This is a genomic window from Streptomyces viridosporus (assembly GCF_002078235.1).
Lineage (GTDB): Bacteria > Actinomycetota > Actinomycetes > Streptomycetales > Streptomycetaceae > Streptomyces > Streptomyces viridosporus.
In genome coordinates this window covers 1-13,134 of record NZ_MSGP01000208.1, presented here as the reverse complement: position 1 = coordinate 13,134, position 13,134 = coordinate 1, and the positions used below count along the sequence as shown (strand labels likewise).

9 protein-coding genes and 1 pseudogene are annotated in these 13,134 nt (G+C 75.3%); 5 read left to right on the top strand and 5 right to left on the bottom strand.

Going from position 1 to position 13,134, the window contains the following annotated elements:
* Window positions 1-258, bottom strand: a pseudogene (locus B7L92_RS15360) (D-alanine--D-alanine ligase A); the annotation flags it as partial.
* Between the two features lie 462 nt (window positions 259-720).
* Window positions 721-954, bottom strand: a complete 234-nt coding sequence (locus B7L92_RS15355) for an Lrp/AsnC family transcriptional regulator (protein ID WP_004983019.1) — start codon at window positions 952-954, stop codon at window positions 721-723.
* Window positions 955-1,166: 212 nt separating this feature from the next.
* Here B7L92_RS15355 and B7L92_RS15350 point away from each other — a divergent pair, with 212 nt between their 5' ends.
* Window positions 1,167-2,132, top strand: coding sequence for a thiamine-phosphate kinase (locus tag B7L92_RS15350; RefSeq protein ID WP_004983013.1), 966 nt, complete (start codon window positions 1,167-1,169; stop codon window positions 2,130-2,132).
* Complete coding sequence (gene thiD / locus B7L92_RS15345; protein ID WP_081238119.1) at window positions 2,129-2,968, top strand: bifunctional hydroxymethylpyrimidine kinase/phosphomethylpyrimidine kinase; 840 nt, start codon at window positions 2,129-2,131, stop codon at window positions 2,966-2,968. The genes B7L92_RS15350 and thiD overlap by 4 nt, the downstream gene beginning before the upstream one ends.
* Window positions 2,969-3,137: 169 nt before the next feature.
* Here thiD and rpmB read toward each other — a convergent pair whose 3' ends face one another.
* A complete protein-coding gene (gene rpmB, locus B7L92_RS15340) occupies window positions 3,138-3,323 on the bottom strand; it encodes a 50S ribosomal protein L28 (protein WP_004924906.1) in 186 nt (61 codons plus the stop codon).
* Window positions 3,324-3,590: 267 nt separating this feature from the next.
* Here rpmB and B7L92_RS15335 point away from each other — a divergent pair, with 267 nt between their 5' ends.
* Complete coding sequence (locus B7L92_RS15335; protein ID WP_081238117.1) at window positions 3,591-5,345, top strand: DAK2 domain-containing protein; 1,755 nt, start codon at window positions 3,591-3,593, stop codon at window positions 5,343-5,345.
* On the opposite strand, the gene B7L92_RS15330 is transcribed toward B7L92_RS15335, so the two are convergent.
* Together B7L92_RS15330 and B7L92_RS15325 are read right to left on the bottom strand one after the other, a co-directional pair.
* A complete protein-coding gene (locus B7L92_RS15330; RefSeq protein ID WP_255310974.1) occupies window positions 5,329-8,373 on the bottom strand; it encodes a tetratricopeptide repeat protein in 3,045 nt (1,014 codons plus the stop codon). The genes B7L92_RS15335 and B7L92_RS15330 overlap by 17 nt on opposite strands.
* Window positions 8,373-10,217, bottom strand: a complete 1,845-nt coding sequence (locus tag B7L92_RS15325; protein ID WP_081238121.1) for an HSP90 family protein — start codon at window positions 10,215-10,217, stop codon at window positions 8,373-8,375. Before B7L92_RS15325 ends, B7L92_RS15330 begins: the two co-directional genes overlap by 1 nt.
* A gap of 189 nt (window positions 10,218-10,406) precedes the next feature.
* Between B7L92_RS15325 and recG the strand changes: the two genes are divergently transcribed.
* Both recG and B7L92_RS15315 read left to right on the top strand, forming a co-directional pair.
* A complete protein-coding gene (gene recG / locus B7L92_RS15320; RefSeq protein WP_081238115.1) occupies window positions 10,407-12,629 on the top strand; it encodes an ATP-dependent DNA helicase RecG in 2,223 nt (740 codons plus the stop codon).
* Between the two features lie 156 nt (window positions 12,630-12,785).
* On the top strand, window positions 12,786-13,134 hold a 349-nt coding region (locus B7L92_RS15315), incomplete at its 3' end, for an RsmD family RNA methyltransferase (protein WP_143626328.1).

Here is a 13,134-nt window from a genome sequence, read left to right as displayed (position 1 = left end):
CTCGCCGTAGGAGCCGTGCAGCACCGGGAAGACCACGTCGACCTCGCCGAGCGCCTTGGGCACCGAGCCGGGCTCGCTGTAGACGACTTCGCGGCTGGCGGGGTCCACGGGGAGCACCACGCCGCCCTCCGTCGACTCGGCGAGCTGGTCGACGCTGGGGGTGCGGCGGTCGGTGATCGCCATGCGTTCCGGATCGTCGGCCGTGAGAGCCCAGCGGCCGTCCGCGGTGATGCCGATCGGCAGGACGTCGTACTGGGACCCGCACAGGGGTCACACCGGCCACACGGGCCGCGGGGATCGCAGACAACGCGGGGCTTCGGGAGGAAGCCCCGCGGGGAGCGCCTGCCCTGCGGCCGGAACGGGAGCGGTCCGCACGCGCGCGCCGCCGTCCGCTTCTCCGCCGACCGCCCCGGCACCGCGCGGTGCCGCGTCCGGGCCGGTCGTCTCCGGCGGTCGTGCGGCCCCGTACCGCAGTATGATCGCCACGCCGCCCCGACCCGTGGCCGGTTCGGACGCGGGCCGGGACCTCGCGACGCCCACCGCCCGCCGTCGCCCCCGGGGCTCCGTCCGGGGTCCGGCACGGCCCGGTGGTCTTCGCGCCCGGGCCGGTAACCACCGCGGACGCGCAGCGGCCCGCAGCGGTGGGAGCGGCACCGCGGGGGCGGGCGGGGCGGTACGCCGGTGGCGGAAGGAGTCCACCGGCGCAGGGCGGACGGGGGGCTACAAATGGACGACCGGGCAGGTCAGGGTACGGGTGATCCCGTCCACCTGCTGGACCTTCGCGACCACCATCCGACCCAGGTCGTCGACGGTGTCGGCCTGGGCGCGCACGATGACGTCGTACGGCCCGGTCACGTCCTCGGCCTGGACGACTCCAGGGATCTTGCCGATCAGATCGGCGACGGTCGACGCCTTGCCGACCTCCGTCTGGATCAGGATGTACGCCTGTACCACGGAACCTCCAGGGCGGCCACGAGGATCATGTGGGGAAAAGGAACGCCACGGTATCGCGTCGCCGCTCGTCACGGGGAGATCTGCGGGAACCGGACCTTGCGCGCCGGGGTCCGGACACGAGAGAAGTTGACGGTCACCTCGACCGTAGCGAGCCCACGGACGGCTCGCGACCGGGCACGGTCAGGCACAGGGACAGAAGGGGAGCAAGGGAAATGAAGGGCACTGTTGGTGAGCTCGGGGAGTTCGGGCTCATCAGGGAGCTCACCTCCCGCCTCACCACCACCCCCGCGGTCCGGATCGGCCCCGGTGACGACGCCGCCGTGGTCGCCGCGCCCGACCGCAGGGTCGTGGCCAGCACCGACATCCTGGTGGAGGGCCGCCACTTCCGCCGCGACTGGTCCACGGCCTACGACGTCGGCCGCAAGGCCGCCGCGCAGAACCTCGCCGACATCGCCGCCATGGGAGCCGTGCCGACCGCGCTGCTGCTCGGCCTGGTCGTCCCGGCGGAGCTGCCCGTCACCTGGCCCTCGGAGCTGATGGACGGCCTGCGCGACGAGTGCCAGGTCGCGGGTGCCGCGGTCGTCGGCGGTGACGTCGTGCGCGGCGACACGATCACGGTGTCGATCACCGCGCTCGGTGACCTGCGCAACCAGGAACCGGTGACCCGGTCCGGCGCACAGCCCGGCGACCTCGTCGCGGTGACCGGCTGGCTCGGCTGGTCCGCGGCCGGGCACGCGGTGCTCTCCCGCGGTTTCCGCTCGCCGCGCGCCTTCGTCGAGGCGCACCGGCGCCCCGAGCCGCCGTACCACGCGGGCCCGGCCGCGGCCGGGCTGGGCGCCACCGCGATGTGCGACGTGAGCGACGGACTGATCGCCGACCTCGGGCACATCGCCGTGGCCAGCAACGTGCGCATCGACATCCGTTCCGGGGCGATCGACATCCCCTCGCAGATGAACGACATCGGCCAGGCCGTCGGCGTCGACCCCATGCAGTGGGTGCTGACCGGGGGGGAGGACCACGCGATCGTGGCCACCTTCCCGCCGGACGTGAAGCTGCCCGCCCGCTGGAAGGTCATCGGCGAGGTGCTCCACCTCTCGGCGCTGCCCCAGGTGACGGTCGACGGGGCGCCCTGGACGACCCAGGGCGGCTGGGACCACTTCGGGGACATCGAGTCATGAGCGGGCGGACCGCCCCGCCCGGGGTGCTCACCGTGGCCGGCTCCGACTCGGGCGGCGGCGCGGGCATCCAGGCGGACCTGAAGACGATGCTCGCGCTCGGGGTGCACGGCATGAGCGTGCTGACCGCGGTGACCGCGCAGAACTCCCTCGGCGTGCAGGGCGCCTGGGAGCTTCCGGTGGAGGCGGTGCGGGCCCAGTACCGCAGCGTCGTCGACGACATCGGCGTGCAGGCGGTCAAGACCGGCATGCTGGCCTCCGCCGAACTCGTCGAGGCCGTGGCCGACTTGATCGCCGGCACGGACGCTCCGGCGGTCGTCGACCCGGTGGGGGTCTCCAAGCACGGGGACCCGCTGCTGGCGCTCTCCGCACTGGACTCCGTACGGACCAGGCTGCTGCCGGTGGCGACCGTGGCCACGCCGAACCTGGACGAGGTGGCGCAACTCACCGGCCTGCGGGTCGAGTCGGAGTCCGACATGCGCCGGGCGGCTCGGGCGGTGCTGGCGTTCGGACCGCGCTGGGTGGTGATCAAGGGCGGCCATCTCGCGGCGGGCGCGGACCGGGCGGTCGACCTGCTGACGGACGGCTCGCAGGAGCACTGGCTGCGCGCCCCCCGGCACGACAACCGGCACACCCACGGCACGGGCTGCACGCTCGCGTCGGCGATCGCGTCCCAGCTGGCGAAGGGGCAGTCGGTGCCGGAGGCGGTGACGGCGGCCAAGGAGTACGTCACCGGGGCGATCGCGGCCGGGTTCGCCCTGGGCGGCGGCATCGGGCCGGTGGACCACGGCTGGGAACTCGGACGGCGGACCCGCGGCGGGGCGGCCGGTACCGGCTGACGGCCCGGGGTGGCGGAGGGGGGTCGGCCGGCGTCCCGTGACGGCGGCCGACCGCCCTCCGTCCCCGCGGCCGCGGACGGCCCTCAGAGCACGGCAAAAAGCCGGTCCACACGAGGTGGACCGGCTCCATGCGGCGAAACCGGTTGTGACCGCGCGCTCAGCGGAAGCGTCAGCGCGAGACCTTGCCGGCCTTGATGCACGAGGTGCAGGCGTTCACGCGCTTCGGCGTCCCGCCGACCACGGTACGCACACGCTGGATGTTCGGGTTCCAGCGACGGGGCGTACGGCGGTGCGAGTGCGAGATGTTGTTGCCGAAGCCCGGCCCCTTGCCGCAGACGTCGCAGTTGGCAGCCACGGGTCACTCCAAAGACTTCAGATGCACTTACGGTTGATCCCGGCTTGCCGGGATCCGGGCACCGGGCTCGAGGAGCCCCGTGGAATCCGAGTGGCGTTGCCAGGGGAGAGGCCCGATCGGATCGGGCAACCGGAGCAGCATACAACGGCTGCAGCCGTAGGACGAAACTACCACGGCGGCTCCGGGGCCCGCCCCGGGCCCTCCTGCGGTGGACGAGGTCCCAAGGTCTACGCTGCGTGCCACGTCCAGCAGCTCAGGGAGGCGCAGGTGGCGCAGGTGCCGCAGACGTTCTTCGATGCTCTCGCGGTGCGTGCCTGGTGCGGTCTGGCGCTGGAGGCGCTGGGACGGGCGCGCGAGGAGATCGACGCGATCAATGTCTACCCCGTGGCGGACGGGGACACCGGTACCAATCTCTACCTGACCGTCGAGTCGGCGGCCGCGGCGGTCGAGGCGGTGTTCGCGGGGCACGAGGCGGGCGGCGCCGCCCGCCCCGCCGGGAACCCGGGCGGGATGGCCGAGGGGCCGACGCTGGCCGAAGCGGTACGGGCGATGGCGCACGGGGCGCTGATCGGCGCCCGGGGGAACTCCGGGACGATCCTGGCGCAGCTGCTGCGCGGGATGGCCCAGGTGCTGGCCGGGGAGGAGACCGCCGCCCGCGCCGACGGGCAGCGGCTGCGGCTCGCCCTGAGGCACGCGGCCGACTCCGCGCGCCGGGCCGTCGCCCATCCCGCCGAGGGCACGGTCCTCACCGTCGCCTCGGCCGCCGCCGAGGCGGCCGACGGCGCCCCGGGCGACTGCGGGGCGGTGGCCCGGGCGGCCTATGAGGGAGCCCGCACGGCCCTCGCCGCGACGCCGGGCCAGCTGGCCGTCCTCCGGCGCGCGGGAGTGGTGGACGCGGGCGGCAGGGGACTGGTCGCGGTGCTCGCGGCCCTGGTGGAGACGTTCACGGGGGAGACGCCGCGCGTGCTGCCCGCGGTGGCGGTGGACGGCGCGGTCGCGGGGGAGCGCCGGGCGTGCGGGGGGGCTCGCGGAGATCTCGCCCGGGCCGCCGCGGGGCCCGGTGAGTGCGCCGACGGCGGGAGCGTGCCGGGATCCGGCGGGCCCGCCTTCGAGGTGATCTACCTCCTGGAGGCCGACGACGCGGCCGTGGCGCGGTTGCGGGAGCGGCTCGACGGGTTGGGGGACTCGCTCGTCGTGGTCGGCGGCGACGGGCTGTGGAACGTCCATGTGCACGTCGACGACGCGGGCGCGGCGGTCGAGGCCGGGGTCGAGGCCGGGCGGCCGTACCGGATCCGCATCACCCACTTCGGTGCCGGGGACGTGCACACCACGGGAGCCGGGCGCTCGCTCGGGGAACGCGCTCAGCGGGCCGTCGTGGCCGTGGTGCCCGGCGAGGGGCTGGCCGGGCTGTACGCCGAGGCCGGTGCGACCACCGTGCTCGCCCGCCCCGGGGAGCCGCCCGCCAGCGGTGAGCTCGTCCAGGCCGTACGGCGGGCGCACGCGCGCGAGGTGGTGCTGCTGCCCAACGACGAGGACCTGCGCCACACCGCCGCCGCGGCGGCCGAGCAGGCCCGGACCGAGGGCATCCGGGTGGCGCTCATCCCGACCCGTTCCGCGGTCCAGGGCATCGCGGCGCTCGCGGTGCACGAACCGGAGCGCCGTTTCGACGAGGACGTGGTGGCGATGACCTCGGCGGCGGGCGCGACCCGGTACGCCGAGGTCACCGTCGCCGAGCACCAGTCCTGGACCATGGCCGGCATCTGCCAGGCCGGTGACGTCCTCGGTCTCATCGACGGGGACGTGGCCGTGATCGGGCAGGACCTCACGGCCGTCGCCGAGGCGGTCCTCGACCGCATGCTCGCGGCCGGCGGCGAGATGGTCACCCTGGTCCTCGGCGACGGGACCCCCGAGGCCGTCGCCGACCGCCTGGAGGCCCGGGTCCGCGAGGGCTACCTCGCCGTCGACACGGTGGCGTACCACGGCGGGCGACAGGGCGCCCTGCTGCTCATCGGGGTGGAGTGACCCCCGGCCGGGCCGGCCGCTCCCCGGGGGTCCGGGCGTCCGCCCGTTCCCGCGCGTGCTCCTGTTCCCGCGCGTCCGCCTGTTCCTGCTCCTGCTCAGCCAGGACCCCCAGCAGGTGCTCCGCCTCCGCGCGCCCGGCCCGGGCGGTCCCGTCCTCCTCGGAGGCGTCCCGGTACGCCGCCCGTACGGCACGCGCGCGTGCCGCCGCGGCGGCGGGCAGGCCCAGGTCGGCCTCCAGCCGGGCCGCGCCGAGTTCCGCCCGGGCGCGGTCGTGCAGGGCGTCCGGGCCGAGCAGGCCGAACGCGGCGATCGCGCGGTCCAGCGCGGACACCGCCTCCTCAACCAGGGCCCTCCCCTCGCCGCTCCCCACGTCCCCGTCCGACGAGCGGACCAGCAGGTCCGCGAACTGGCGGTAGGTGTCGCCGAGCTCGGCGGCGAGCCGTGCCCGTGTGCCGTCGTCCGCCGCCGCGTCCCGCGCCGCCTCGCACTCCCGCACCGCGGCCGTCATCAGCGCGCGCGCCGCGTCCGGGCCCCCGTCCCCGCGCAGCGCGAGCCACGCGCGGGCGCGCAGTGAGCGGACCAGGCCGGGCGCGTCGCCGACGGCGCGCCACAGCTCGTCCGCGCGTGCGTACGCCTGCACCGCCTCGTCGTGCAGGCCCGCCCGCTCCAGGCTGGACGCGGCCAGGTGGGCCAGCGTGGCGTGGTCCCGCTGGTCGGGCCAGTGCCGGGCGATCCCGGCGGCCCGCAACCGCCGCTCGGCGGCCGCACGGTGCTCCTCGAGCTCGTCGAGGCAGTCCCCGAGCCACCACAGCGTCTGGACGACCGCCCCGTCACCGTGCGTCTCGGCGGTCATGTCCGGCAGCGCCGACTCCAGCACCTCCGCCGCCTCGGCCCACCGCCCCTGCCGCAGCAGGAACCCGCCGAGCTGCTGCCGTGCCCAGGCGCCCAGCGTCGCTCCCTCGCCGGCCGCGTCGGCCCAGTGCGCGGCCTCGAGGGCGTGGTCCGCGGCCCGCTCCACGCGGCCGAGCCCGCCGGTGACCTCGGCGAGCTGCAGGTGCAGCTGCGCCCGGCCGATCGGCTCCAGATGCGGTCCGCCGTGCTCCAGGGCGGCCCGCAGCGTCCGTTCCGCCCCGGCGGTGTCACCGCGGTGGTGGGCGAGCCCGGCGAGCCGGGCCTCGTACTCCACCGCGAACCACGGCAGCCCCGCCCCGACGAACTCCCCGACGGCCGTCCCGAGCAGCTCCGCCGCCCTCTCCACGTCGTCGTGGACCGCCAGCTCACCGAGCATGGCGTGCGCCTCGGCGGCCCGTGCGGCGAGCCGTACGTCCTCGCCGGTGCGGTCCTCGACGAGCGCCAGCACCGCCCGTACGGCCGTCCCGGCCTCGGCCAGGACGGCCTCCCCGGGCACGTCCCCGGCCGCGTGCACCCGCCGCATCAGGATCCGCGCCCGCGCCATCAGCACCGACGCCGTCTGCGGCAGGCCCGTTGCGCCGTCGGCGTACAGCGCGAGGACCTCCTCGTGCGGTCCGGCCACCGCCGCGAGCCCTTCGTCCACCCGGCCCGCCAGGGCACGGACGTACGCCGCACGCGCGCGGGCCGCCAGGGCCTCCCCGGGATCGCCCGCCTCCGCGTACAGCTCGGCGGCCCGCTCGAAGAGGTCCGCGCCCTCGGGACCGAGGCCCATCGCCCGGTGGTCGGCGATCTCCGCGCGGTCGCGGGCGCCGAGCTCGAAGCCCTCCGCGGCCCGGGCCGCCTCCGCCCACGCCTCCACGGCGTGCGGCCGCAGGGTGTCCGACAGGTGCCGTGCCCGTGCGAGCAGGGCCGGCAGACCGGACGCACCGTCCGCCGTGTCCGCCCGGTCCGCCGCCGGCGACGGCTCACCGGCCGGCACCGCGGGCCGCGCCGGGACCGCGCCCGGGGACCGCACGCCGAGCGGCAGCCGCTCCACCAGGGGGCGCCGGGCCATGCGCGCGCGGGCCCGCTCGCCGATGTGCCCGGTGCCGTTGCGCTCGTCGAAGCGCGCCGCCAGGGCGAGCGCCTCCGCACGCGCGTACGCGCCGAGTTCCGCCGCGGTCCACGCCCGGCCGGCCGGACCGGGCACCTCCAGGTCGGCCGGCCCCCGTTCGGTGAGCCGGTCCATGAGCAGGGCCACCGCGCACAGGAAGTCCAGCCCGCTGCGCGGGTTCCCCTCGTCCGTGAAGTACGCCGGCCGCTGCGCGAGCAGCTCCAGACCGCGTGCCTCGTTGCCGCTCAGCGCGCAGAACTCCACGTGGTCCGCGTACGCCCCCCGCATGCTCTCCATGGACCGCACCAGCCGGAAGCCGCGCAGGTGGTGGGCGCGCGCCTCCTCCGTGCGCCCCAGCCGCAACAGCGGCACCAGGGACGACGCGAGCACCGTGTGCGGTTCGTGGGCGCAGGTGAACTCGCCCTCCAGGACCGGCCGCCACAGCTCGAGCGCCTCCGCGTCCCGGCCCGTCTCCGCCTGCCACCAGCCCTGCCCGTGCAGCTCGCACGCGGGGCAGTCGGCCATGGAGTCCCGGTCGGCGGCCAGCCACGCGGCATACGCCCGCTCGGCCCGCCCCACGTCCCCGATGTGCGCGGCCACACTGAACTCGGCGCTGCGCACCGCCCGTTCGGAGTGACCGGCGAGCCGGTAGCGGTGCTCCATCTCGCCGAGCCACTTCTCGACCGAGGCGAGCGGGACGTGCGGCTGGTCGAGCATGCCGGCCGACATCCACTTGAACACCCAGTGCAGCGAGTGCGTCTCGTACGCGTCGAAGTCCTCGGGCCGCTCGTCCCACATGCGCAGCAGCCGCGCGAAGGGGACGAACATCTTCGCCTTCTCGGAGCTGTAGTTGTAGACCGTCAGCTGGTGCCCGAGCGCCTCGATCACGGCGAGCGGGACGTTCAGCCGCTCGGCCTCCAGCAGCAGTCGCTCCGCCCGGGCGTTGCGGGCCGGCCCCTCCGGCCGTCCGGCGTTCTCCGCCATCGCCCGGCGCAGGGAGTCGAGGTCCGTGATCCCGCCCATCAGCGACCGCCCCCCGCGGAGTCGTCGTGCGTGGCCCATTCCAGAAGACCGATGAACGCCCGGTTCAGCAGCGCCGAGTCGGCGGGTCGCAGCGGACGCTGCGCCATGAGCAGCGCCTGCCCGTACAGGGACTCCGTCGCGGTGCCCATCAGCTCGGGGTCGCCCAGCGAGCCGATCCGCCGTACCAGCGGGTTGAGGTGGTTGAGCACCAGACGCGCGCGGGGAGCACCGCCGCGCAGCGAGCCGAGGATGCCCGCCCACAGGTCGTCGGCCTGCTCCTGGGCCTCGGCCCGGGCCTGTTCGTGCCGGGCCGCCCGGTCGTCCAGATGCAGTGCCGGCACCGACAGCGGGTGGAAGGAGCGCAGCACGACGTCGCAGCCCAGCGGATCGAGCCTGGCCCGCGCGGCCGCCAGGAACCGGGACAGGGCCAGCTCCTCGGCCGGGTCGACCGCGTCCAGGTGGGCGGTCACGGTGTCCGCGTCCAGTTCGGCGACCGCGGTGCCCGGCCGCACCGCGGGAAGCGCCTCGACCAGCTCGCTGTCGTACGTGTAACCGCCGTTGACCACGCCGATGCCCTGCGCGGACGCGATCGGCGCGACCTGCCGGTACTCCTCCACCGTCCGCGTGAAGTGCACCACCGGGTGCCGCCGCGCGAACTCCTCCAGGGACAGCTGCCCGTCGGTGGTCTCGAACGGCAGCCAGGGCAGCATGGTACGCAGCATCCCCGGGTCGTGCCGCGCCAGCGACTTCACGCCCAGGTGGTGCACCGACAGGAACGCGGCCAGCCGCTCCGGATCACCGGCGGCCAGCCCGGTCAGCCAGGCACGGATCCGCTCGCCCAGCGCCTCGCGCACCCCGGCCAGCGCCTCGTCCTCGTACAGCGCCTCGCGCGAGGCCGTGGGCCGCAGGCTGTCGGTGTCGAGGACGCAGCGTACGAAGAACGCCCAGTCGGGCAGCAACTGCTCGGCCCGCTCGGTCAGCAGCATGCCCTTGAGGTGCACCCGGTGGCCCGCGCGCTGCGCCGGACCGACCGCCGACGGCAGCACGTACGCCACCCCGCGGATCCCGGCCAGCGGCACGTCCAGGGCGATGGCGTCCAGCGGGGTGAAGCCGAACAGCTCGTGGCAGTGCCGGGCCAGCGCCACCCTGCGGGCGCCCGGACTCGGATACGGCCGGTCCCAGGGCGCGGGCAGGGCGGTGACCACCTCCTCGCCCACCCGCACGTCGTACGGCAGCAGCGAGCCGAAGTCCCGGGCCAGCGCCAGCACCCGGTCCTCGGCCAGCCACTCCGCCGCCCCCGCCCGCGCCACCAGGTGCACGGTGGTGCCCGGTTCGGGCCGTGCCTCGTCCGGCAGCGTCCGCACGGTGTACGAACCGTCGTCGTGCGCCGTCCACTCCACGGGCGGCGCACCGGGCGTACGGGCGCTGCGGCTGACCACCCGGATCCGCTCGGCCACCACGAAACACGCCAGCAGACCGATGCCGAACTGCCCGAGGAAGTCCGAGCGGGCCTCCTGCAGCCCCTCGGCGCGCTTGGAGCTGCGCCCGATGGTGGCGAGCAGGTCGTGCACGTCCGCCTCGGTGAGCCCCACGCCGGTGTCCTCCACCCGCAACGAGCCCGCCTCCACGGACAGCCGCACGCGGGCCGGCGCGTCCGGCTCCGCCGCGCGCCGGGCGGTGAGGGCGTCGACGGCGTTCTGCAGCAGCTCGCGCAGATAGACCTTGGGACTGGAGTAGAGGTGGCGGGAGAGCAGGTCCACCAGGCCGCGCAGATCGACCTGGAACGTATGGGGCTGCCGGGGAGCCTGAGAGGCCTGGGGTGTCTGTGAGGTCTGGGAGTCCATCGTCACGGCGCCGGCGGGGGGACTCGCGACGGCGCGGGGTCGGGCGGTCCCAGTGGGGCGGCGACCGCGGAAAAGAGGGCCGGGCGCGTCATCCTAGAACTCCGGACACTGGCCTGACCAGGTATTTCCCGAGACTTCCGCAAAGCGCCAGGACCCGGCGTCCCCGCGCTGTCAGTGCCGTGGTGTGCAATGGACCCCGTGCCCGCACTGGAAGAACCACTGAAGAAGGTGCTCGGCCCCGCCACCGCGAAGGTGATGGCCGAGCACCTCGGCCTGCACACCGTCGGCGACCTCCTGCACCACTATCCGCGCCGGTACGAGGAGCGCGGCCAGCTCACCCACCTCGCCGACCTCCCCATGGACGAACACGTCACGGTGGTCGCCCAGGTCGCCGACGCCCGCCTGCACACCTTCGCCTCCGCCAAGGCCCCGCGCGGCAAGGGCCAGCGCCTGGAGGTGACCATCACGGACGGCAGCGGCCGACTCCAACTGGTCTTCTTCGGCGCCGGCGTCCACAAGCCCCACAAGGAACTCCTGCCGGGCACCCGCGCGCTGTTCGCGGGCAAGGTCTCCGTCTTCAACCGCCGCCTCCAGCTCGCCCACCCTGCCTACGAGTTGCTGCGCGGCGACGGCGACGACGCGGAGGAGACGGTCGAGAGCTGGGCCGGCGCCCTCATCCCGATCTACCCCGCCACGGCCAAGCTGGAGTCCTGGAAGATCGGCAAGGCGCTGCAGACGGTCCTGCCCAGCGCCCGGGAGGCCGTCGACCCGCTCCCGGAGTCCCTGCGCGAGGGCCGCGGCCTGGTCCCCCTCCCCGAGGCCCTGCTGAAGATCCACCGCCCGCAGACCAAGGCGGACATCGAGGACGCCCGCGCCCGCCTCAAGTGGGACGAGGCCTTCGTCCTCCAGGTCGCCCTCGCCCGCCGTCGGCACGCCGACGCCCAGCTCCCCGCGGTCGCCCGCAGGCCCGGGCCGGACGGCCTCCTCGCCGCCTTCGACGACCGCCTCCCCTTCACGCTCACCGAGGGCCAGCAGAAGGTCTCCGCGGAGATCTTCGCCGACCTCGCCACCGAACACCCGATGCACCGGCTGCTCCAGGGGGAGGTGGGGTCGGGGAAGACGATGGTCGCCCTGCGCGCCATGCTCGCCGTCGTCGACGCCGGAGGACAGGCGGCGATGCTCGCGCCCACCGAGGTGCTCGCCCAGCAGCACCACCGGTCGGTCACCGAGATGATGGGCGAGCTCGCCGAGGGCGGCATGCTGGGCGGGGCCGAGAACGCCACCAAGGTGGTGCTGCTCACCGGCTCCATGGGCGCGGCCGCGCGGCGCCACGCCCTGCTGGACCTGGCCACCGGCGAGGCCGGCATCGTCATCGGCACCCACGCGCTGATCGAGGACAAGGTGCAGTTCCACGACCTGGGCCTGGTCGTGGTCGACGAACAGCACCGGTTCGGGGTGGAGCAGCGCGACGCCCTGCGCGGCAAGGGCAAGCAGCCGCCGCACCTGCTCGTCATGACCGCCACGCCCATTCCGCGCACGGTCGCCATGACCGTCTTCGGCGACCTGGAGACCTCCGTCCTCGACCAGCTCCCGGCCGGGCGCTCGCCGATCGCCAGCCATGTCGTCCCCGCCGCCGACAAGCCGCACTTCCTCGCCCGCGCCTGGGAGCGGGTGCGCGAGGAGGTGGCGGGCGGCCACCAGGCGTACGTGGTCTGCCCGCGCATCGGCGACGAGGAGGACGACCCGAAGAAGGCCGGCCGGAAGAAACCGGCGTCCCCCGAGGACGAGGCCGAGAAGCGTCCGCCCCTCGCCGTCCTCGACGTCGCCGACCAGCTCGCGAAGGGCCCGCTGCACGGTCTGCGGGTCGAGGTCCTGCACGGCAGGATGCCGCCCGACGACAAGGACGCCGTCATGCGCCGCTTCGCCGCCGGCGAGACCGACGTCCTGGTCGCCACGACCGTCATCGAGGTCGGCGTCAACGTCCCGAACGCCACCGCGATGGTGATCATGGACGCCGACCGCTTCGGCGTCTCCCAGCTCCACCAGCTGCGCGGCCGCGTCGGCCGCGGCTCGGCCCCCGGCCTGTGCCTGCTGGTCACCGAGATGCCCGAGGCGAGCGCGGCCCGGCAGCGGCTGAACGCGGTGGCCTCCACCCTCGACGGCTTCGAGCTCTCCCGGATCGACCTCGAACAGCGCCGCGAGGGCGATGTGCTGGGCCAGGCCCAGTCCGGTACCCGGTCCAGCCTGCGCATGCTCGCGGTCATCGACGACGAGGAGATCATCGCCGAGGCCCGCAGGGAGGCCACCGCGGTCGTCGCCGCCGACCCGGAGCTGGAGCGCCTGCCGGCCCTGCGCACGGCGCTGGACGCCCTCCTGGACGAGGAGAGGGAGCAGTACCTGGAGAAGGGCTGAGGCCGGCGCCGTCCGGGGGACCGGGGCGGCGCCGGAGCGCGGCTCCACCGGCGGGCGCGAGCGGCGCCACGACGGACCCGCGGCCACCGACGCGACGCCCGGCGCCCTCCGCCTGCGAGACTGGACCCGTCACCACTCCACGAACGAGGACCCGAGATGACCCGCGTGATCGCCGGCGCGGCCGGCGGACGCCGCCTGGCCGTTCCGCCGGGCAACGGCACCCGTCCCACCTCCGACCGCGCGCGCGAGGGTCTGTTCTCCACCTGGCAGGCGCTGCTCGGCGGCCCGCTGGACGGCGAACGCGTCCTCGACCTGTACGCCGGGTCCGGAGCCGTCGGGCTGGAGGCCCTGTCCCGGGGCGCCGGCCACACCCTGCTCGTCGAGGCCGACGCCCGGGCCGTGCGCACGGTCCGGGACAACGCCAGGACGCTCGGGCTCCCCGGCGCCGAGGTCCGTCCGGGCAAGGCGGAACAGGTCATCCGCACGGCGCCGCCGGACGAGCCGT

Excerpts from the sequence above, each read along its gene's own strand:
- B7L92_RS15350 (WP_004983013.1), top strand. The coding sequence starts at position 1,167 with ATGAAGGGCACTGTTGGTGAGCTCGGGGAGTTCGGGCTCATCAGGGAG.
- thiD (WP_081238119.1), top strand. The coding sequence starts at position 2,129 with ATGAGCGGGCGGACCGCCCCGCCCGGGGTGCTCACCGTGGCCGGCTCC.
- B7L92_RS15330 (WP_255310974.1), bottom strand. The coding sequence starts at position 8,373 with ATGGGCGGGATCACGGACCTCGACTCCCTGCGCCGGGCGATGGCGGAG.
- B7L92_RS15325 (WP_081238121.1), bottom strand. The coding sequence starts at position 10,217 with ATGGACTCCCAGACCTCACAGACACCCCAGGCCTCTCAGGCTCCCCGG.
- recG (WP_081238115.1), top strand. The coding sequence starts at position 10,407 with ATGGACCCCGTGCCCGCACTGGAAGAACCACTGAAGAAGGTGCTCGGC.